Source organism: uncultured Sulfitobacter sp. (assembly GCF_947497275.1).
Lineage (GTDB): Bacteria > Pseudomonadota > Alphaproteobacteria > Rhodobacterales > Rhodobacteraceae > Sulfitobacter.
Genome location: NZ_CANMFS010000015.1, coordinates 1 through 20708, shown reverse-complemented (window position 1 = coordinate 20708; position 20708 = coordinate 1). Strand labels below are relative to the sequence as shown.

Sequence of the window (20708 nt, the reverse complement as noted above, 5' to 3'; positions counted from 1 at the left end):
TGATCAAAGTGTGTCCGCCCCGCCGGAGCAGCGGGGCGGACAGATTATGGAAGCTTACTGCTTGCTGAAATCGCACTCGTCCAGCATCGGCAGAAACGCCTCTTCACCTGTGATGGATGAGATCTGGTTGTAGAGATCCCACTCACCGGTCGAGTCCTCGGGTGCCTTGACCTGGAAGAGATACATATCGTGCAGCGCACGGCCATCGGCACGGATCGTCACCTTGCCGAACAGCGCGTCGTCGATGTCCATCGTTTTTATCTGGTCAACAACGGCTTTTCCGTCTTCGGCACTGCCGACAGTCTGCACTGCTTCAAGATAGGCAAGTGTCGCCGAGTAGACGCCAGCCTGAACCATGCTTGGCATCGAGCCATGTTTATCCATGAAACGCTGCGAAAACTCCCGCGTGGTATCGTTCTGGTCCCAATAGAAAGCTTCGGTCAGGGATAGACCCTGCGCCGTTTGCGGACCCAGTGCGTGTACGTCGTTGGCGAACATCAGAAGCGCGGCGAGTTTCTGACCCGCCTGTGTGATGCCGAACTCGGAGGCCTGCTTGATCGCGTTGATGGTATCACCGCCTGCATTGGCCAGACCGATAACATCAGCGCCGCTGCCTTGCGCCTGCAACAGGAAAGACGAGAAATCCTGCGCCGGGAAGGGTACGTTGACTTGACCTACGACTTCGCCACCATTGGCTTCGACGACAGCAGTGGTGTTTTCTTCCAGCGAGTGCCCAAAGGCATAGTCAGCCGTCAGGAAAAACCATTTCTTGCCGCCGGCATTCGTCATCGCCGTACCGGTACCATTCGCAAGTGCCGCAGTGTCATAGGTCCAGTGGACCGTGGTGGGGCGACACTGCTCGCGGGTCAGGCCCGTGGATCCCGCGCCGGAGTTCAGCATCACACCATTGGCTTCATGCGTGATGTCAGCCACTGCCAACGCCACCGAGGATGTGGGAATATCCAGGATCGCGTTCACACCGTCGACATCGTACCACTGGCGCGCGATATTCGATCCGACGTCAGGTTTGTTCTGGTGATCGGCCGAGACGATTTCGACGGTCATGCCTTTATCGGCAGCCTCAAAATCTTCGACGGCCATGCGTGCAGCCACAACTGACCCTTCGCCGGACAGATCCGCATAAATGCCCGAACGGTCGTTCAGCACGCCGAGCTTCACCGAAATATCCTGAGCCATTACCGGCGCACCGGCCATCGCGGCCAGCGCCACGGTGCTCATAGCAAGTTTGTTGATCATATCAGTCCTCCTTGTTGTGGTGCATTTGCACCTTTATAATTTTTCAAACACCCAGATAATCGTGCAGCTTCTGGCTGTTCTTCTCAAGCTGGTCGTTTGGTATCATATCCACGACCTTACCCTGATCAACGACGTAATGCCGATCGGCCACCGAGGCGGCAAAACGGAAATTCTGCTCAACGAGGACGATGGTAAAACCTTCCTCTTTGAGCGCTGCGATGGTGTGTCCGATCTGTTGCACGATGACGGGCGCCAGACCCTCGGTCGGTTCATCCAGCAGCAGAAATTTCGCGCCCGTGCGCAAGATGCGGGCAATTGCGAGCATCTGCTGCTCGCCCCCTGACAGTTTGGTGCCCTGATTTCCGCCGCGACGTTCATAGAGATTCGGGAATAGATTATAAATCCGCTCAACACTCAGCCCACCGTCAGCGATGCGCGGTGGTAGCATGAGGTTCTCCTCGACACTCAGCGACGAAAAGATGCCACGCTCCTCGGGGCATAGCGCAATGCCCTTCCGCGCAATATCGCGCGGCTGCATTCCGATCAGTTCAGTTCCTTGAAAACGGATCGAGCCAGCCCGCTTTTCCAGCATCCCCATGATCGCCAAAAGCGTTGTAGTCTTACCCGCGCCGTTACGGCCCAGCAAAGTAACTACCTCGCCTTGGTGCACTTCAAAGTCTATTCCATGCAGGACATGGCTTTCACCATACCAGCCTTGCAGATCGCTGACGTTCAGCAGGACGTTTGCAGCAGAATCAGTCATGGCTTGCTCCGATGTAGGCTTCGATCACTTCGGGGGCTTTCGAAATCTCGGCATAGGTACCTTCGGCAAGAATCTCTCCGCGTGCCAAAACGGTAATGCGGTCCGACAGGTCCGCCACCACAGAGAGATTATGTTCTACCATCAGCACCGTGCGGTTCAGCGCAATTTTGCGGATCAACTGGGCGATCCGGTCGACGTCCTCACGGCCCATGCCCGCCATCGGCTCGTCGAGCAGCAGCATGTCGGGGCTGAGTGCCAGCGTCGTTGCGATCTCTAACGCCCGCTTGCGACCATAGGGCAGGGCCGCCGCACGTTCATGGGTGAACTCGGTCAGGCCAACCTCATCTATGTGGGTGCGTGCCTGATCATCGAACTTGGACAATATCTTATCGGACCGCCAGAAATCATAGCTTTCGCCGCGCGCCCGTTGCAAGGCGACACGGACGTTCTGAAGCACAGACAGGTCTGGAAAAATGGCCGAAATCTGGAACGACCGCACCAACCCAAGCCGCGCAATCTCGGCAGGCTTCATCCGGGTGATGTCGAGTCCTTCGTAACTGATAGTACCGCGTGTAGGTTGCAGAAATTTTGTCAACAGGTTGAAGCATGTCGTTTTGCCAGCCCCGTTCGGTCCGATAAGGGCGTGAATCGTTCCTTTCTCGACCGAAAGATCAATATTGTTAACTGCGACGAAACCTTTAAATTCCTTCGTCAATCCCTTCGCTTCAAGTGCGACTACCATTCTATTTCCACGTTGTAGTTTCCCCGTTCGCCCATGCACGCACTCTGCAGGTTAGTTTTGCTTTGTCAAAGGGTAGTTGTCGTTTGCAGGCTCATATAGGCCTCTGTGGTCAGGATGATTCCGACACATCATCGCAACAAGTTACCCTATTTGGACCCATAAGCGCCGCTGACCTGCTACCCCGAAAAACCCGGTGTTTTGAGTTAGCCTGCTTTCGGTCTAACGACACAGATGATGAAGATAAGCTGTTTCACGCAGCGCAGATCAGTCGCTGGCCGTCAGGGTATTGCGCAACACTATCCTGAGAGGAGGAGCGAAGTCTTCAACATTATCGCACGTCGCCACAGACAGATTAATCAGGCTCAGATCGCCGTCTGACACTTAGTAGGGCGTTCAAGACAGTCAGTTCACCGGATCGGCCTTGATTACGACACTGATCGAGGTTGGCGTGCGCATCTCGGTGGGTGGGCGGGTCAGCTACCTCTCTTCTTGAGATCAGCCTTCGGATCACCCGGTCGGACACGGGAACGACATTTTCATCGACCGGCAATGGCCGGGCTTGAAGCAACAGACGATTCATCTCGGAGAAACTCAGAACGGCTTCCAGGTTCGCCGCATCATTAAACTGGACGACGTTCTGCAACACAAGAACGCCCCCATCCAGCGTCTGATCGACAAACGCCAGATAAGGCAATTTGTGCGGTCATCGAACAACTGAAAGCAGCACGAAACCTGAATCCGATAGATCTTGGAGACGCTGCAAAACTGTTCGAAAAAGTGGAACCACTCCAGTGCGGGCTGAACGCAGTACCCGGACGGCTTGCTACTGCGCAGTGTACCCGCCATCGATAACAAGTTCCGATCCTGTCACAAACTTCGCATCTTTTGACGCAAGATATGCGATACCAGCGGCGATGTCTTCGGCTTCGCCGACGTGGCCGATGGGGTGCAAACCGTCCAGATGCCTGCGAAAAGCGTCCTTGCCCTCTGCCGATGTTTCGGCCATCGCCTCGACCAGCGGTGTCCAGATGAATCCGGGGTGTACCGAATTTACCCGAATACCTTCCTTGGCATACAGCATTGCGTCGGTTTTGCTCATTTCCCGGACAGCGCCTTTCGAGGCATGATACGGCGGAATGTCGGGCGCACCGACTATGCCATAGATCGAGGAAAGGTTGATGATGCTGCCCCCGCCTGCCTTGCGCATGAAGGGTATCACCGCCTTGGTGCAGTAGAAAACGCCGTTCACGTTCACGTTCATGACCTGTTGCCATTCCTCGGCGCTGATCTCGTCAGTTGGCTTGTCGACGCCGGATATTCCTGCATTGTTCACGATCACGTCGATCTGTCCGAAACGTTCCGCGATATCCTTGAAAACGCGGGTGATTTCCGGTTCATCGGTAATATCGAGATGCCAGTATTCTGCGGTGCCGCCGTTTTGTGCTATCGTGTCGCGCACGGCGCCACCGCGATCGTCGTCAAGATCGGTTACAGCGACTTTCGCACCTTCGGTTGCAAGACGCTCGCATGTAGCCTTGCCGATACCATTGGCGGCGCCTGTTACGATACAAGTCAGATCAGTCAATCGTTTCATGGTTCTCTCCTTGGGAACTGCGCTTTCGTGCGTTCAGGGGCGCGAGCGGCCGTAGTGAGGGCCGTGACGTGCAAGAGCATTCAGGCACAGACTGCGATCGCGATCATTAACAAGCGTTAATGAGATGCAGGCAGGGATCGAGCCGGTCCGTAGTCCTTCGAGCTTAAAGCACTGTTTGTGTATTCCCGGTGCGATGTCCTACCGTCGCAGGCAGACCATTCGTCCCAGGCAGAGATATATCGCGTCAGGCATAGGCAGGATAAGGATACGTCGGCAGCAGGTGTTCGGTCTCCGCAAAACACTCACATTGCAAGGTCGGCAGATCGACGCCCGCCATCTCCGCAAGTTGGCCGATGTCCAGTATCTCGATCTCCATTTGTTCACGTACGCGGACGAGCCCCGCAGTGGCCAACCTGCTCAAGGTGCGACAGACATGAACAGATGACAGGCCTGTAAACTCACCCAGGATACGCTGATTCATGGGAATATGATATTTCCCGTCTTTCGACTGGCCGATGGCCTGCAGCCTGAAATTCAGCTCAAGAAGGGCATGTGCCACACGCATCGTGGCCTTGCCCTGCCCCAATCGCAAAATCCGGCCCGCCGCACGGGCCAGGGCGGCCATGCGCGTACTTTTGCAAATGCGGTCCAGATCACGCCATTCTCGCTTTGCGTCTTCCCAGACGGACACCGGAATCAATGCAAAGCTGACATCGGTCAACGCTTCGATATTGATAGCCGAGCCCGATCCGGCAGTGCCGGTAGGTTCAATAATGTCGCCCTGCAACGCAAAATCCATGATCTGGGTCTCGCCATCCGGCAGGGATTTCGACAGGGAAAGCCAACCACGCAGCAGACAGAAAACCGAGCTGTCGTCGTCCCCCTCCATCAACAGGAATTGACCGGGTCTGGCCGTCTTTGCATTGGCGATCAGCAATCGTTTAATGGGTTCGGAAGCTGGCCCGGAGTGAGGTTTGCCACCTCCTTTTCGCATTTCAATGACCTGATTGAAAGTTTCGAACATACGCGCGCCCCTGATCCGAGATCTCAAGAAAGGTTGGGCGGCCCGGTCCGCAGATTTGGGACGGCCACCCTCGACTTGGGGCCAGATTGTCAGTCAGGGGATGGTCGCGATTGATCTAACGCAAATGGCAGGCTTTGCACGGCCCTTTGTAACCCTCTTGCTCAGATTTTAGGTGCGACGCGTAATTTTCGTAGTCCTTTACCGATGTTAATTTGCCCGGTCCGATTCCCTTAACAGTTGGCCGGGGAACATAATCCACCCCTTTAACCGGAGTTAATGCGCCTCTCCGCGCCACGGCCATACTCGATGTAGTGAACGTTCAGACAATGGTGCGCCAAATTCACCGTTGCTTCGAGAGAAAAGAGGAAAACGAGATGGGAACCAGCGACAACAGTGGAAAAACCACGCACATGACACGACGCGCGCTTTTGGGAACGGGTGCCATTGCTGGCGTGGCGGCCACCTTGGGCGGGCCCGGCGCGGCCGCCCCCCGGGCGATGCCGGACAGTTGGGATGAGGAAGTCGACGTGGTTGTGATCGGTTCCGGCTTTGCCGGTCTGGCCGCTGCGCATGAGGCCCAGAAGGCCGGCGCGTCGGTCGCACTTTTGGAAAAAATGCAGGTACCGGGCGGCAATTCAATCATAAACGGTGGCGTCATGGCGGTTGCGGGATCCGATCAGCAGGCCGAGATGGGGATCGAAGACAGCGCTGACGTGATGCTTGCCGACATGCTCAAGGCGGGGCTGGACCTGAACCATGTCGCGCTGGCACGGACAGTTGCAGAGCATTCAGTCGATGTCTATCGGTGGACAGTCGATGAACTGGAGGTGGAGTACAAAGACAGGCTGACCCACATGGGTGGCCACGCGGTGCCACGCGCATACAGCACCAGCAATGGCAGCGGCTCCGGTATTATCGTGCAGCAGTTGGCCAAGTTGAAAGAACTTGGCATTGAGCCGCGCACGAGGACCTTGCTCAAACACATCATCCGCGACGGGGACGGACGCGTTAAAGGTGTGGAAGTGCGCGAAAAACACGCCTTCCGTGACCCCGAAAGCGGCGACCCCAGAACCATTAAGGCGCGCAAGGCGGTCATTCTGGCGACCGGCGGGTTTGGCAACGATCCAGCGTTCCGCATGATGCAGGACCCCCGTTTGACCGACGAACTCGATACGACAAACCAGCCAGGTGCGACGTCCGAGGCTTTGCGAGAAGCGATAAACATAGGCGGCATTTTGATCCAGCCGTCCTGGATTCAACTTGGCCCTTGGACCAGCCCGGACGAAAAAGGCATGGGAATGGCGCCGAGTTTCGTGCAGGGTACCACGGCATCCTACGGTGTCTGGATCAACACCGAAACCGGTGAGCGTTTCGTAAACGAACTGGCTGATCGCAAGATACGTGCAGATGCGATCATCGCGACCGGGAACAAGGCGATCGCAATCGCCGACGCCACCGGGTTTAAATACGCCAAGGGGCGCGGAACCAAGGTCGACAGGATGCTCGAGGCCGGCGTGCTGACGGAATATGCGACGCTGGAAGACATGGCCGCCGCCCACGATGTGCCGCTGGAGCCGCTGAAAGCCACGATCAAGCGGTTCAACACCTCGGTCGATGCAGGCGAGGACAGCGACATGGGCCGTTACCTGCAGGCCGATCAGTTCAAGCTGGTCGATGGACCGTATTATGCGGTGCGGTTGCTGCCCAAGGTTCACCACACAATGGGCGGTATCGGGATCAACGCAGAAACGCAGGCACTTGACGTAGTGACCGGCGATCCGATTTCGGGGCTGTATGTTGCCGGTGAGGCTGCGGGCGGTGTGCATGGTGCCTCCCGGCTGGGGTCTTGCGCGACGACCGAATGTCTCGTGTTCGGACGCATCGCGGGCCAGAATGCCGCCGCCGAAGAGAACTGGGGCTGACAAAAAAAGGCGCGCGACAATCATCAAAGGTGCCGCGCGCGACATACGATTCAACCGGAGTTAGCTGTGATGCGAATAATAGGAAAAGCCAGCCTTGTTGGGGTCGCGGTCTCTGTAACCGCGATGTTCGTCGCTTCTGAAGCTCTGCATTCGCAGGAAACAGGGTTCGATCACAGTAGTCTGATGGGCGATGGACCAGCCTCGTCCGTTCTGGGCGATTGCGTTACGTGCCACACCGACGCATCGGTTCTGCCCGACGCTCACGTCCCGGCGACCGGCATGTCACTTACCGAATGTCGCGCGTGCCATTCCCCCGAAACCACCCTGTCGCTGAGAGGCACGATGCCGCTTGATCATAGTCACGCGCTTGCTGGCGTCGGTTGCGCGTCCTGTCATGGCAATGACGATGCCGCGACGATGAGCGAACCGGCGACGCAAGTTTGCCAGGCGTGCCATGGATCGCTGGACGAACTTGCCGCCGCGACGGCGGATGTGATGCCGACCAACCCACATTCTTCACCGCATGGGGCGCCCTACACGGAATGCTCCCTTTGCCACATGCAGCATGAGCCATCGCAGAATTTCTGTGCGTCATGCCATGATTTCGAATTCGATCTGCCTTAGGCGATTGCCGCATGGATCGGCGGCGCAGTTGGTTCAGGCGTCCGGCGCGCTACCCTGCGACTGGGCACGCGCCGCAGCGACTTGGCCATGTCTGATCCGAGCCAGAGCGATCTGGGTCAAAAACGGCCCGGCCACTTCGAATATGACCGTGCTTGCGATGGCGAGCGCAAGGATCTGGTCCGCGTAGCTCGGAAACCGTTCGGCGGCGACAAGCGCCATTCCGATCGCCACGCCCGCTTGCGGCATGAGGGCAAGGCCGGTCAGCCGGCCTTCGCGCCCCGACAAGCCTGCCAACCGTCCGCCAGCCCAACCGCCGATCAGGCGCGCGATGAACCGCAGCGCGATATAGGCGCAGCCGATCATGCCGATCCCCTTCAGCGGTTCGATTTCAAGGGATGCCCCGGCCATAACGAAGAACAACAGCATGAAGGGCCATTCCACACGCTTTATCTCGTGCAGGGGGCGGTCGTGGTGGCGGGCAAAATTGACGACAATTGCGCCTGTCACCATACCTGCCAGAAGAAAGGAAAACTCGAGCCAGAGCGAAAGGCCGGCGCAGAGGAACACCACGCCCAAAGCCTCGGTCAAGGTAGGCTCGCCCGGGCGGATGCGCCCCGTGAGATAGGCCGCCGGAAATCCGAGGGCCAAACCAAGGCCGATGGCGCCGCCCGCTTCCCGCAGGCCGTGGATCAGCGCGGATGTGGTTTCGCCTCCGACGACAACGGCGGTGAGGGTCAGAAGGAAACTGAACGCAAGCAACCCCCAGGCATCATCAATCGCGACGATGCCCAGAAGATTGGTCGTGAACCGGTTTTTGCACCCGGATTGTTCAACGACGTCCCGCGTGGCAGCAGGATCAGTCGCGCAGGACAGCCCCCCCAACAGTAACGCAATGGCAAGCGGTGCGCCAAGGACAATCATCCCAGTGGCGACGATCAGCGCAGACAACACAACGGTTGTCAGTGAGATGATGATGATCTCACGTCCGCGCTCACGCAGGGTATCGCGGTGCAGCGTTCCACCCAGCAAAAAGGCGACCATGGTCAACGCGGTCGGCGCCAGAAGTTCATAGCTTTCGGTTAACGTCACCGGCAGCAGGTCGAGGACGGGTGGCCCGACAACGACCCCCAGCAGGATCAACAGCGTCACACGCGGCACATGCACGATATGCCCCACCCAATCGAGAGCGAGCCCCGCCAGGAACAGAAGGCCGAAACCGGCAAGCAGCATCGCGGGTTCCATGAGCGCATTCTCCAGTTCTGGACCTCGGGCATGATGCGTCATTCAAAGCCACCTGTCTTTGACCAAAGTTAATGCCACAGGTTGCCGAAAACCTGAATGGTGGCCGCAGGGCTGGCGACAGTTTTTATACCGGACAGGAATTGAGCGATGGAGCAAAGCCGCGCAACCGCCAGAGAGTTGTTGAACACATGCGGGCGATAACCGACAGATCTGTCACGACATATGCGATTGTCGGTGCGGATTACCAAGGATTACGCCCCGCGCCAAAGGTGGCAGTGGGCGATACGGTGCGGGCAGGGCAGGTCCTTCTCACGGACCGGACGCATCCACGGGTTGCGATTGTCGCACCGATGGCCGGTAAAGTCGCCTCTATCGACTATGGTCCCCGAAGGACGCTATCGGCGCTGGTCATTGATGGGGCCACGTCCGTAAACGCGCCGCCCCCGGTCGAGAAACGCGAGAAGATGACACGCGAGTCGTTGCGGGGCACCCTGCTGGCGCAGGGGCTCTGGCCTGCGCTGCGCACGCGTCCCTTCGGGCGGTTCCCCGATCCCGACAGGGTGCCCAATGCGATCTTTGTGACTGCCACAGACAGTGAACCGCTGGCCCCCGATCCGCGCGCCTATCTGGCCAGTCGGGAACAGGCGTTCCGTGCTGGTGTGGCTTTGCTGGCTCTCCTGACGGATGGACCCGTCTATGTCTGTCAGTCCGCCGGCGCCGCGTTGGTCGAGGAAACGCCGCGTATCCGCAACGTGGTCTTTGACGGGGCGCATCCTGCGGGACTGGCGAGCGCCCAGATCGAAACCCTGTATCCGGTGGGGCTAGGCCAAGAGGTCTGGACGATTGATTGTCAGGACACCGCAGCGGTCGGGCAATTGATCGAAACCGGCTATTTCGATCCGGCGCGTATAGTTGCCGTGACAAACGCCCAAACGCAGCAGTCCGAACTGATCCGCACGATCCCCGGCGCTTCGCTCCGCGAACTTGCGGGGAGCACAGATCAGATGATGTCGGGGTCACAACTCGCCGGGCGCAAGGCGAACTGGCTGGGGCGCTTTCATCGCCAGATCACAACGGGTGTGGCCGACGCACATCCGTCGGGGTCGGCGCGCGCGAGGCCCTTGTTTTCAGCACTGATGAAACCAGGGGGCCAGCAGCGAAATCTGCCGCACGCGATCATTCCGACGTCCGCGCTGGAACGGACTTTGCCGCCGCATATCCTTCCGGTTCCGCTGATGCGGGCCCTGTCCATCGGCGACACCGAAACGGCGGCCCGGCTTGGAGCTTTGTCCCTGATCGAAGAGGACATGGCGCTTTTGACGTCTCGTTGCACCAGCGGCGCGGATTATGGCTCTTTGCTGCGGCATGCCCTCGACGATCTGGAGGGGGAAGCATGACCCCGCCACTCGTGCATTTCCGCTGGACGCCGGCGAATGTCAGCGTGACGCAGACCGCGGCAATGCTGCCGGTCCTGATCGCTGTTTGGGCGGCGCACGGCCCGGCGGTGCTTGCGACCCTTGGGGTTGCGGTGGTCGCGGCGCTGGCATGGGAAGGCGTTTTCGCCCTTATTCGCCAACGTCCGGTGACGGCACATGGGCTGACCACCGCGCTGATCATCGCCATCATGGCCCCCGTGTCCCTGCCGCTTTGGCAGATCGCTGTCGCCGTCTCGCTCGGCGTGGTGCTGGGGGAGCTGATATTCGGCGGCCGTGGCTTTGGGTTTCTGAACGCAGGTGTCGCGGCCTTGGCCTTTCTGGTCTTTTCCTTTCCCGGCGTCGCGCTGCTTCAGGCCAACTTCTGGGTTGCTGCCGCGACAGTGCCGGGCGCGGTGCTGTTGCTGGCGGTCGGACTTGCTCCGTGGCGGCCATTCGTGGTGGCCATCCTGTCGGTCGCGGCTGTCAAATTGCTGTCGGGAGAGGCCATCACTTTGACCGATACAGGTGCCGCGTTGTTGTTCGGGCTGGTGTTCCTGGCCTGCGATCCGGTCGGCGGGGCGGCCACGCGCGCTGGTCAATGGCTTTACGGGGCGCTTGTGGGAGGGTTGATCGGGCTTTTCGCGGCCGATACCGGCCCCGCGATCACTGCAAACGCCGTGGTTTTCGCCGTTCTGTTGGCAAGCATCTTTGCGCCGCTTCTGGATTACCTCGTGGTCGAGGTAAACGTGCGTCGGCGCCGGAACAGGGCAGGGCGCGCGCATGTCTGAACCGCAAAACTTTTGGCAGCGTTTTCTGGCGCGGCCCAACGATGACCGGGCCAAGACCATTGGTATCGCCGTGATCGTGGCCTTCGTCTGCGCCGTGGTCGTGGCGACCACCTCCGTGATGCTCAAACCCCTGCAGGACGCTCATCTGGAGGCCGAGCGTGCGGCTCGGATGGAGGCAATGCTCGATACCCTGCCCGGCATGCGCGCCGTGATGGAAGAGGCCGGGGTGACCGCGCTCGATGTGCGGATGGTCGATTTGGCCGAGGGTTGGTTCACCGATGAAATCGAACCCGCCGGTTATGACGCGATCGGTGCCGCCTCGAACCCTGAAACCAGTATCGCTATCCCCGCCGAGGCGGATGTCGCGGGCATCGGGCGCCGCGAGACCCACGCGCCCGTCTACCTGCTGCAACGTGATGGAGAACTGATGCTGCTGGTTCTGCCGATGCGCGCGGCGGGATATCAATCGACGATCACAGCCATGCTGGCGCTAGAGCCGGATCTGCGCACTGTCGCGGCGCTGACCGTCACGGGCCACGGCGAGACGCCCGGTATCGGCGCGCGCATTGCCGATCCCGCCTTTGCCGCCCGCTGGCCGGGCAAACAGGTGGCCGATGACACGGGTGAAATCGTCATAGAGGTGGTGCGCGCTCAGGCCACCGGCCCCTACGAGGTGGACGCGGTATCGGGAGCCACGCGGTCCAGCAATGCGATCGGGTCCATGCTGACGTTCTGGCTGGGCGATCTGGGCTACGGCCCGTTCCTTGACCGACTGGAACAGGAGGGTTTGTGAGATGTCCCTGATACGCCACGTGACCGCCCCGTTGATCGACCAGAACCCGGTCACGCTCCAGATCCTGGGCATCTGCTCGGCGCTTGCAGTGACGACCTCGCTGGCGACCGCGCTGACCATGTCGATTGCACTGACCGTCGTGCTGGTGGCGAGTGCGACCGTCATCAGCCTGATCCGTCATCATATCCCGTCTGCGATCCGCCTGATCGTCCAGATCACCATTATCGCGTCGATGGTGATTGTGATTGACGAAGTTCTGCAAGCCTACGCCTTCGCGATCAGCCAGCGTCTGTCGATCTTTGTTGGGTTGATCGTCACCAACTGCCTTGTGCTGGGCCGGGCCGAAGCATTCGCCATGCGCAACCCGGTGCTGCCTTCGGCGCTGGACGGGCTGGGCAACGGGCTTGGCTATTCGCTGATCCTGCTGATCGTGGGAACGATCCGCGAGTTCTTTGGCGCAGGCACGCTGTTCGGTCAGGCGGTTGTGACGACTGTGGCGGATGGCGGCTGGTTCCAGCCTCTGGGCCTGATGCAACTGGCACCATCGGCGTTTTTCATCATCGGCTTGCTGGTCTGGGCGATCCGCAGCCTGCGCCCCGACCAGATCGAAACCCCTGAGTATACGTTGCAACAACAGGAGGCGCGGCGATGATCGACCTGTTCTTGTCTGCCATTTTCGAGGAAAACCTCGCGCTGACGTTCTTTTTGGGGATCTGCACCTACCTTGCCGTGTCCAAACGGGTGGAAACTGCCGTGGGGCTCGGCATAGCTGTGATCGTGGTGCAGACCATTACGGTTCCCGTCAACAACCTGATCTTCAACGGCCTTCTGGTCGAGGGGGCATGGGCTTGGATCGGGCTGCCGGACGTGGACCTGACGTATCTCAAGCTGGTCAGCTTCATCGGGGTGATCGCCGCGATGGTGCAGATACTGGAACTGACGCTGGACCGTTTCGCCCCGGCGCTACATCGCGCGCTGGGGATTTTCCTGCCTTTGATCACGGTGAACTGCGCGATCCTCGGCGGCAGCCTGTTCATGGTCGAGCGGCAGTATGATTTTGCCGAAGCCGTCACCTACGGTTTTGGCAGCGGGGTAGGCTGGGCGCTGGCGATTGTCGCCTTTGCCGCCATCCGCGAACGCCTGCGGTATTCGGACATGCCCGCAGGCGTGCAGGGGTTGTCGTCGGCGTTCCTTGTCACCGGATTGATGTCGCTTGGATTTTCGGCCTTCGCGGGGGTAGGGCCATGAGCGCGATCATCGCCGGAACCTTGCTGCTGGTTACGCTTACCCTGGCGCTGACGCTGATCGTGCTGACGGCGCGCCGTCTGCTGAGCCCGACATTGCCCGCTACGATTACGGTAAACGACGTGCAGGAGATCGCGACCACGACAGGCCAGAAACTGCTGGGCGCGTTAAATGACAACGGCATCCTCATTCCGTCGGCTTGCGCCGGGGCGGGAACCTGCGGGCTGTGCCGTGTCAGGGTGATGCAAGGCGGCCCCGATGCCCTGCCAACCGAAACCGCCCTTCTCAGCCGGGCAGAGCTGCGTGACGGGATGCATCTGGCCTGTCAGGTCACGCTGCGCGGCGATCTGGCCGTCGACGTCCCGGACGCGCTGTTGGGCGCCGAAAGTTTCGAAACGGTGGTCGGCAAGACCCGCCACCTGACGCCGCTGATCCGCGAGATCACGCTGGATCTGCCCAGCGATATGCGCCCCGATATCGTGGCAGGATCCTATGTACAGGTGACGGCCCCGCCGTATGAATTGCGCTATGAAGATTTCGAAATACCTGAGAACCAGTCCGCCGGCTGGGACCAGCTTCGCGGATTATCGGTCGCGGCCACGACCGACACGACCCGCGCCTATTCCATATCGGACCGACCCGAAGACATCGCGGCGGGGCGCATTGTCTTGAACGTGCGCCTTGCGTTGCCGCCGCCCTCTGCCCCGGGCGCGCCACCGGGCGTGGTATCATCGTGGCTGTTCGCCCTCAGGGAAGGCGACCGTGTGACGGCAAGCGGACCCTTCGGAAGCGTCCGGGTGCAGGACACTGATGCCGAGATGGTATTCATCGGCGGAGGCGTTGGTATGGCGCCGCTTCGGGCGATGATCTTCGAGCAGCTGGAGGCTGTCGGCACGGCCCGCAGGATGACGTTTTGGTATGGCGCGCGCAGTATGGGCGATCTGTTCTATGCGGATGAATTCGACACACTGTCCGAAACGTATGAAAATTTCGACTGGACGGTCGCGCTGTCCGATCCCGAACCGGGCGATGACTGGACCGGTGCCGTGGGCTTTATCCATCAAGTGGCCCTTGACCGACATCTGCGCGACCATCCCGCGCCGGACAGTTGCGAATATTACCTGTGTGGCCCGCCTCTGATGATCCGCGCGGTGCTGGCGATGCTGGATGATCTGGGCGTACCGTCGCGGCAAATCCACAATGATGATTTTGGAGTATAACGCCATGAGTATGACCAGACGCGGAATGATCCTTGGGGGCGCGGCGCTGACCGCGGCGCCGGGTCTCGCTGTGGCGACCACGGCAACGCAGTCCATCGGCGGGTTGGCCTTTGGCAGCGTTTGGCGGTTGGTTCTACCCGCTGGTGCCGACGCAGAGCGCGCGCGGCGTGTTGTCGAGGCCACGGTTGCGCGTGTCGATGCGGCTATGTCGCCTTGGCGGGCCGACAGCGAGGTGGCGCAGTTCAACGCCAACGGCTCAACCGACTGGCAGCCGATGAGCGCGGAGACGATGTCAGTTGCTACCGAGGCACACCGGGTCGCGCGACTGACATCGGGGTCCTTCGATCCGACAGTCGGCCCCCTTGTCGCCCGCTACGGGTTTGGGCCGATTTCCGGCACGCCGCTCGGTTATCGGGCGCTCGAACTGGACGCAGGCGCAGTACGCAAGGTCGCGCCGGGTTTGACGCTGGATTTGTGCGGCATCGCAAAGGGGCACGCGCTGGATCAGGCGGGTGAATTGCTGCGCGAGAACGGGTTCACGAATGGGGTGCTGGAACTCGGCGGAGAGGTGCTGACCCTTGGGTTGCACCCCTCGGGCCGCGCGTGGCAGGTCGCGATCGAACAGCCCGGGGGTTTGGCAATGCAGCGGATCGTGGCACCGGGTGCGCTGGCGCTGGCCACGTCGGGTCATCTGCCACAAGGCTACGCGGGACCGCGGGCGAGCGTCAGCCACCTGATTGATCCTGCCACGGCACAACCGTCTGTCGGTGCTCTTGCCGCAGTGTCCGTGCTGGTCGCGACCGGGTGCAGGGCCGACGCGCTGGCAACTGCGCTGACCGTTCTTGGCCCCGATGACGGCCCTGCTCTTGCCCAGCGCCTGGGAATTTCCGCGCTGTTCCTGACCAAAGGCGGGGCTGGCTTCGATGAAATCATGACGGCGTCTTTCGCCGATCATATCATTGCGTGAGGGCATAACATGGAGACATTCCTTCTGACTTTCCTGATCTTCCTCCTTGCAGTAGGCGGATTGGCCATTGGAGTGCTCTTTGGCCGCGCGCCACTCAAGGGCAGTTGCGGCGGGTTGGCCTGCGCAAAGGGAATTTCGTGCGGCGCATGTCAGCGTGGGAAAGAGGCCCCGGATGACTGATCGCCCGCGCGTGCGTGATTACATGGCAACCGACCTCGTGACCCTTGATCCGGGGATGGAGATCAACCGTGCGATGCACGTATTGCTGGACAAGCGCCTTTCAGGGGCGCCGGTCGTGGATAAAACCGGATGGCTGATCGGGATCCTGTCAAAAAAGGATTGCCTGAAGGCCGCGTTGCAAACGTCCTACTGGCGCGATTGGGGCAAGACGGTCGCCGATCATATGACTCGCGAGGTCGAAACCCTTCCCGCCGAGATGGATATCGTTACTGCTGCCGAAGCGTTTCTGGCCAGCAAATACCGCCGCTTTCCGGTCATGCAGGAAGGCAAGCTGGCCGGACAGGTCAGCCGCGCCGACATCCTGCGCGCGCTAAGCGATCAATGGAGCCAAACGAACGGTTAGACTTCTGGAATAATAGAGTGATTGAGTTGCTGTATGCCATCTACCGACCGGCTCCCAACAGTCGAGCTGGATGGAACCATACCTCGGGAGAATTTTTGAAGTGTTATTTGAAATCGCTCTTATAGTGTCTCTCGTTTGTTTGAACGGACTTCTGGCAATGTCGGAATTGGCAATAGTATCGGCCCGCCCCGCTCAGCTGCGGATCCAGGCCAACCAAGGGAACACCGGTGCGCGCGCTGCTTTGGTTCTGTCAGCCGATACTGGCCGTTTTCTTTCGACTGTCCAGATTGGCATTACATTGGTCGGTATCGTCGCCGGGGCCGTATCCGGGGCGACAATCGGCACCAAGCTGGCGGCAATACTTCCCACTTGGGGGGTGCCAGAGGCTGTTGCGCAAGAACTCGGGGTCGGCCTCGTAGTGATTATTCTCACCTATTTGACACTCATCGTCGGCGAGATTGTCCCAAAGCAAATCGCCTTGGCCGCGCCCGAACGGGTGGCCGCCCGTGTCGCCCCGGCAATGACAGTCCTTTCTAGACTTACTGCGCCACTTGTCTGGCTGCTTGACTACTCAAGCAAAGGGGTCCTGCATTTGTTCGATAAGACGGGCCGACCCGCGAATACGCTGACGGACGATGATATTCACATGATGCTGTCAGAAGCGGTCGGTTCTGGCGTTATACACAACACCGAAAAAGAAATCATTGATGGCGTGATGCGCTTTTCCGACCGGCGCGCCCGCAGTTTTATGACCCCGCGCGAAGAATTGGAGGTTGCCAACGTCGGGGAGACGCGAGCCCATATTCTTGCGCGCTTCAACTCTTCGGCTCATTCCCGGTTGCCACTACGCCGCGACGGTCGGGATGATATTGTCGGCGTTCTGCACAGCCGAGATTTGCTTACGGCGAAGGATGATGGTTTTGATCCCATGGCCCTTGCCCGCACTGTGCCCATCGTAGGGGAATCGCTGCCGGCGCTTGCAGTAGTTGACCAGTTGCGGGATTCTCCCTGTCATGCGCTGCTTGTCTATGACAGGCTCGGTCACTTTATAGGTATAGTCACCCCGATGGACGTACTGGATGCAATCGTCGGCGGGTTTAACGAACACGAGATGGACTAGCGATCTACGCAGGCGGTTCGAAGCTGTCGCATGTGATCGAGATTGCCGCTATGTAACAAACCGAAGATACGAATATGCGAATATCGCGGACGTTTCAGGCCGAAGTGAAGCCGATCTGTCCCACTTCGCCCGGTCGACGCGCCGATCCGTAATCGACATGACCAAAGGAAGCCAAGGCCGAGAGAAAGAATGGCAATAGACGCATAACCAAAGTCCATTAGAAATCCGTCCCCGGGTATTTCTTTACCGTATACATATCATCCGAGCTATTGACGCCCAGCCTAAAAGAGAAGGGGCGGACACCATGCGCTTTGGGAAAGATGATGATCAGTACCATGTCATCTTTTGCGTTTTCGACCAGCACGGTGTGGAATAATTTTCCTATCCGATCGGATGTTCAGGCTGGGCATCGTACCAATTGGCATTGTCATGTTTGACCCATGCGAAAAGCAGGCTGCGGCGAACCAGAAATTCCCCGGTCATTTCATGCTCAGCCGACCTGAACAACGTTTCGAGCCGCTTTGGCAATTCAGGCAGGGCCGGCACAACTCGAGCAGGAGCAATTCCTGCCCCGGAAAGTGTTTTTGTGAGCGAGTTGATGGCACCTCGAAGCGACAAGAGCACCGATTGGGCCGACCGTTCCTCCGGCGGTACGATACGTAGCAGAACGCTGAGCGTGTCGTCGATAATGGCAATCGCTACGGACAAGGGCTGATTTGTTGATGACCCGATTCCAGTGAACTCGTGCAACGAAGGGGTCTTGGCGTGGCGTCTTGCGATCTCGCGGATTTGACGCTCCCAGTCGCTCAGTTTCGTGTCGAGGCCCGTATAGTCCTTTTCCGTCCAAGCGTGATCCAGAAGATCGCGCGGCTGCGACGCGATAGAAATAACGTCCGCAACAAGTCGGCGCTTATTCAAGATCGTTCGCCGGATATTGAGCAGATGCAACGCAAACAGAACACCGATGACAATGGCTATAAGCAGAATTGGATTGTAGGCCTCTATCATTCCTGGTGTTCCTCTTGCGAGCGGCAACAGGGTGGCGCGAGACCCTTGACTGGCATCCCGCCCCCTGTGCCATGCATCGTCACAATGCGATGGGGTCTTTCGCGAATAACGGGCATTATTCACTTTTCCTTTGCGGCGGTATGGCCAGAACGTCCACTGCGGACGACCGTAAAACCCGCTCGGCGACGCTTCCGATAAGCATCCGTCCGACGCTGCCCCGGCCGTGTGTCGAGACAACGATCAAGTCCGATTTCAGGTCACCGGCAGTTGCAAGAATTTCATTCGAAATGCTCGATTTTTTTTGTCGCACGATTTGTTCGGCCCGCACCCCGCCTATTTTAGCCATGAAATCGGACAGCTCTCGGATTGCCAAGCGGCGTTGGTCATTCACATAAGCTTCCCGATCGTCTTTTGGCATCATACCGGACATCGCGAGACGTAGCATCGGCGTGTCGAAAACGTGCAGCACAGTTAAACGAACGTCCGCTCCCAGCTTCAATCTTTCGAAGTGCTGTAGTGAAATGCGGGCACTGTCGGTAAGGTCGGTGGTCAGCAGAACATTACGGTAAGGTTCGGCAGGTGTGCCGTTCACCATCAGTATCGGACAGGTTGCGACGCGGATCGCGCGTTCGGCCGTCGTTCCGACAAATGCATCCTGCAGGATCTGACGTCGGTGCGGACCTATGACCAACAGATCTGCGCCAGTATCATCCACAGCCTTTGCAATTCCCGCAAAGGGATCGGCCTGAAGAACTTGCGAGCAACATGATACGCCTTCAACGTTTTTTAGCGATCGGGCCATTTCCTTCAGAAGGGCGTACGCGGCGGTCGTTTCATGTTTGACGATGCTGCGGGGCCGATCGTCGTCGACTACATGAACGAGTTCAATGCGGGCCTCGTGTTGGCGGGCCAGCAGAACCGCCCGACGCAACGCCCGATCGGACCGCTCGGAAAAATCCGTCGCGAGCATGATGTTCTGCATTGGTGTTCCTTCCATTGTCCATTCTGTTTGCCTTTATCCCGAGTTGTGCACTGCCGGCTTGTCCAAGATCATTTTTTTGACGAAAACTGCGTTGCAATGTCTGACCAGAGACGCCGCGAAGTGTTCTATCACGCCGAGCGGTGCGGGCACCGAAGAGACGCCATGCGAAGATGCACCGGGCATCGCGACTTCGGGTCGTCCGCCATCGGACGTGTGCGCCGGTATGAACCGTTAAGTTCCGGACGGCTCGCTGGCAAACTCATCCGAAGGCCGCACTGTGACCTTCCTATCAGCCGCGGCGTGCATAGTGTTTGGCGCTCAGACTGCTAATCTGTATCGTTCCGGACTTGCCAATTTGAGGTGCCCCTAGTTTCCTAGACGCATGCCTCATTCATTTTCTTCTGTTCTGTTTTATAGTCAACCGGCGACAGCAATTTCATTGTTCGGCCGCTTGTTCATTGTTCGGCCGCTTGCGGTTTGGGTTGTTAAACATGTCGATGTAGTCGAACACGTCCTGCCTTGCTTCGTCTCTTGTGATGTATGTTCGCCGTCTGATCCGTTCGTGCTTGAACAGGTGCAGGAAGCTCTCTGCGACCGCATTGTCATGGCAATTCCCACGCCTGCCCATGCTTGCATCCAGATTGTGTTTGCCAAGAAATGATTGCCACTCTTTCCCTGTATACTGTGAGCCTTGATCAGAATCGATCATGACCCTCTGTTTTGGCCTGTGTCACCAGACAGCACTCAGTAGCGCCTGCAGGGAAAGGTCAGATGTCATGCGCGACTGCATCGACCAACCGACTGTGCGTCGGCAGAGTTTTTGGGTCCAAAGGCGGCCTAAACTAAGAGAGTGCTTAGCTCATCTGGTTGGTTTGATTATGCGGCGTGCTGGCGGTGATGCAAGCGTCGCGCTTCGAGTGTCTTTCGTTTGATCCTTTCGCGTTGTTTTAGAATGGCTTTGACACGCCCGAAGTAGACGTCAGCGGGTGTGACGTTGTTGATGCTCTCGTGATAACGTTTGTAGTGATCGACGAAGGCTTCGATCTGAGCTTCGAGGTCACCGTGCAAGAAGTAGTTTTCCAGCAAGATACGGTTCTTCAATGTCTGATGCCACCGCTCGATCTTGCCTTGGGTTTGCGGATGATAAGGCGCGCCGCGAGAGTGCTTCATGCCTTTGTCTTTCAACCATTCAGCCAGGTCCCCCGAGACGTAACTGGATCCGTTGTCGCTGAGTAAACGTGGCTTGTGAACAACATGAACTTGGCCGCAACCAGACGCCTGCAATGCGAGATCCAGCGTATCGGTAACGTCTTCAGCCCGCATGTTAAAACGTTATGCGAAAAACCTGAAACACTTAACGCTGCCTGAAATCAAAGATTTCAACGCGTTAAGTGATAAGCGATGTCTCAAGTATTTCGT

The 20708-nt window shown here is 58.7% G+C and carries 19 protein-coding genes and 2 pseudogenes; 11 read left to right on the top strand and 10 right to left on the bottom strand.

Annotated elements, in window-relative coordinates:
- Positions 1 to 54: 54 nt before the first annotated feature.
- From Q1A06_RS19380 to Q1A06_RS19360, 5 genes are all read right to left on the bottom strand, one after another.
- Positions 55 to 1257, bottom strand: coding sequence for an ABC transporter substrate-binding protein (locus Q1A06_RS19380; RefSeq protein ID WP_299567581.1), 1203 nt, complete (start codon positions 1255 to 1257; stop codon positions 55 to 57).
- Positions 1258 to 1300: 43 nt separating this feature from the next.
- Positions 1301 to 2020 carry an ABC transporter ATP-binding protein gene (locus Q1A06_RS19375; RefSeq protein WP_299567579.1) on the bottom strand — a complete coding sequence of 240 codons (720 nt, stop codon included), beginning with the start codon at positions 2018 to 2020 and terminating at the stop codon, positions 1301 to 1303.
- On the bottom strand, positions 2013 to 2762 hold the full coding sequence (locus tag Q1A06_RS19370; protein WP_299567577.1) for an ABC transporter ATP-binding protein: 750 nt from the start codon (positions 2760 to 2762) through the stop codon (positions 2013 to 2015). Before Q1A06_RS19370 ends, Q1A06_RS19375 begins: the two co-directional genes overlap by 8 nt.
- A gap of 823 nt (positions 2763 to 3585) precedes the next feature.
- On the bottom strand, positions 3586 to 4356 hold the full coding sequence (locus Q1A06_RS19365; protein WP_299567575.1) for a glucose 1-dehydrogenase: 771 nt from the start codon (positions 4354 to 4356) through the stop codon (positions 3586 to 3588).
- A 244-nt stretch (positions 4357 to 4600) separates the two neighbouring features.
- A complete protein-coding gene (locus tag Q1A06_RS19360) occupies positions 4601 to 5350 on the bottom strand; it encodes a Crp/Fnr family transcriptional regulator (protein WP_299567632.1) in 750 nt (249 codons plus the stop codon).
- A 440-nt stretch (positions 5351 to 5790) separates the two neighbouring features.
- On the opposite strand from Q1A06_RS19360, the gene Q1A06_RS19355 reads away from it, so the two are divergent.
- Both Q1A06_RS19355 and Q1A06_RS19350 read left to right on the top strand, forming a co-directional pair.
- The gene (locus tag Q1A06_RS19355; RefSeq protein WP_299567573.1) at positions 5791 to 7302 is read left to right on the top strand and encodes a flavocytochrome c; all 1512 of its coding nucleotides are present in this window, start codon (positions 5791 to 5793) and stop codon (positions 7300 to 7302) included.
- Positions 7303 to 7371: 69 nt separating this feature from the next.
- A complete protein-coding gene (locus Q1A06_RS19350) occupies positions 7372 to 7926 on the top strand; it encodes a cytochrome c3 family protein (protein WP_299567571.1) in 555 nt (184 codons plus the stop codon).
- A gap of 33 nt (positions 7927 to 7959) precedes the next feature.
- Here Q1A06_RS19350 and Q1A06_RS19345 read toward each other — a convergent pair whose 3' ends face one another.
- Complete coding sequence (locus Q1A06_RS19345; protein ID WP_299567569.1) at positions 7960 to 9210, bottom strand: cation:proton antiporter; 1251 nt, start codon at positions 9208 to 9210, stop codon at positions 7960 to 7962.
- A 29-nt stretch (positions 9211 to 9239) separates the two neighbouring features.
- Between Q1A06_RS19345 and Q1A06_RS19340 the strand changes: the two genes are divergently transcribed.
- The 9 genes from Q1A06_RS19340 (at position 9240) to Q1A06_RS19300 (ending at position 17299) form a co-directional block, all read left to right on the top strand.
- Positions 9240 to 10565, top strand: coding sequence for an NADH:ubiquinone reductase (Na(+)-transporting) subunit A (locus Q1A06_RS19340; protein ID WP_299567567.1), 1326 nt, complete (start codon positions 9240 to 9242; stop codon positions 10563 to 10565).
- The gene (locus Q1A06_RS19335; protein ID WP_299567565.1) at positions 10562 to 11371 is read left to right on the top strand and encodes an RnfABCDGE type electron transport complex subunit D; all 810 of its coding nucleotides are present in this window, start codon (positions 10562 to 10564) and stop codon (positions 11369 to 11371) included. Before Q1A06_RS19340 ends, Q1A06_RS19335 begins: the two co-directional genes overlap by 4 nt.
- Positions 11364 to 12164: an NADH:ubiquinone reductase (Na(+)-transporting) subunit C gene (gene nqrC / locus Q1A06_RS19330; RefSeq protein WP_299567563.1), complete on the top strand. Its 801-nt coding sequence runs from the start codon at positions 11364 to 11366 to the stop codon at positions 12162 to 12164. Before Q1A06_RS19335 ends, nqrC begins: the two co-directional genes overlap by 8 nt.
- A gap of 1 nt (position 12165) precedes the next feature.
- Positions 12166 to 12816 carry an NADH:ubiquinone reductase (Na(+)-transporting) subunit D gene (locus Q1A06_RS19325; RefSeq protein WP_299567561.1) on the top strand — a complete coding sequence of 217 codons (651 nt, stop codon included), beginning with the start codon at positions 12166 to 12168 and terminating at the stop codon, positions 12814 to 12816.
- Positions 12813 to 13412: an NADH:ubiquinone reductase (Na(+)-transporting) subunit E gene (nqrE, locus tag Q1A06_RS19320; RefSeq protein ID WP_299567559.1), complete on the top strand. Its 600-nt coding sequence runs from the start codon at positions 12813 to 12815 to the stop codon at positions 13410 to 13412. Before Q1A06_RS19325 ends, nqrE begins: the two co-directional genes overlap by 4 nt.
- Positions 13409 to 14629 (top strand): NADH:ubiquinone reductase (Na(+)-transporting) subunit F, encoded by a 1221-nt coding sequence (gene nqrF / locus Q1A06_RS19315; protein ID WP_299567557.1) that lies wholly within the window; start codon positions 13409 to 13411, stop codon positions 14627 to 14629. The genes nqrE and nqrF overlap by 4 nt, the downstream gene beginning before the upstream one ends.
- Positions 14630 to 14633: 4 nt before the next feature.
- Positions 14634 to 15596, top strand: a complete 963-nt coding sequence (locus tag Q1A06_RS19310; protein WP_299567555.1) for an FAD:protein FMN transferase — start codon at positions 14634 to 14636, stop codon at positions 15594 to 15596.
- 172 nt (positions 15597 to 15768) lie between these two features.
- Positions 15769 to 16179 carry a CBS domain-containing protein gene (locus Q1A06_RS19305; RefSeq protein ID WP_299567553.1) on the top strand — a complete coding sequence of 137 codons (411 nt, stop codon included), beginning with the start codon at positions 15769 to 15771 and terminating at the stop codon, positions 16177 to 16179.
- A gap of 70 nt (positions 16180 to 16249) precedes the next feature.
- On the top strand, positions 16250 to 17299 hold the full coding sequence (locus Q1A06_RS19300) for a hemolysin family protein (RefSeq protein WP_299567551.1): 1050 nt from the start codon (positions 16250 to 16252) through the stop codon (positions 17297 to 17299).
- A gap of 381 nt (positions 17300 to 17680) precedes the next feature.
- On the opposite strand, the gene Q1A06_RS19295 is transcribed toward Q1A06_RS19300, so the two are convergent.
- The 4 genes and pseudogenes from Q1A06_RS19295 to Q1A06_RS19280 form a co-directional block, all read right to left on the bottom strand.
- Positions 17681 to 18307 carry a hypothetical protein gene (locus tag Q1A06_RS19295; protein WP_299567549.1) on the bottom strand — a complete coding sequence of 209 codons (627 nt, stop codon included), beginning with the start codon at positions 18305 to 18307 and terminating at the stop codon, positions 17681 to 17683.
- Positions 18308 to 18422: 115 nt separating this feature from the next.
- The gene (locus tag Q1A06_RS19290) at positions 18423 to 19289 is read right to left on the bottom strand and encodes a universal stress protein (protein WP_299567547.1); all 867 of its coding nucleotides are present in this window, start codon (positions 19287 to 19289) and stop codon (positions 18423 to 18425) included.
- A 374-nt stretch (positions 19290 to 19663) separates the two neighbouring features.
- A pseudogene (locus Q1A06_RS19285) lies at positions 19664 to 20100 on the bottom strand (DDE-type integrase/transposase/recombinase); the annotation flags it as partial.
- 65 nt (positions 20101 to 20165) lie between these two features.
- Positions 20166 to 20612: pseudogene (locus tag Q1A06_RS19280) on the bottom strand (integrase core domain-containing protein); the annotation flags it as partial.
- Positions 20613 to 20708 lie beyond the last annotated feature (96 nt).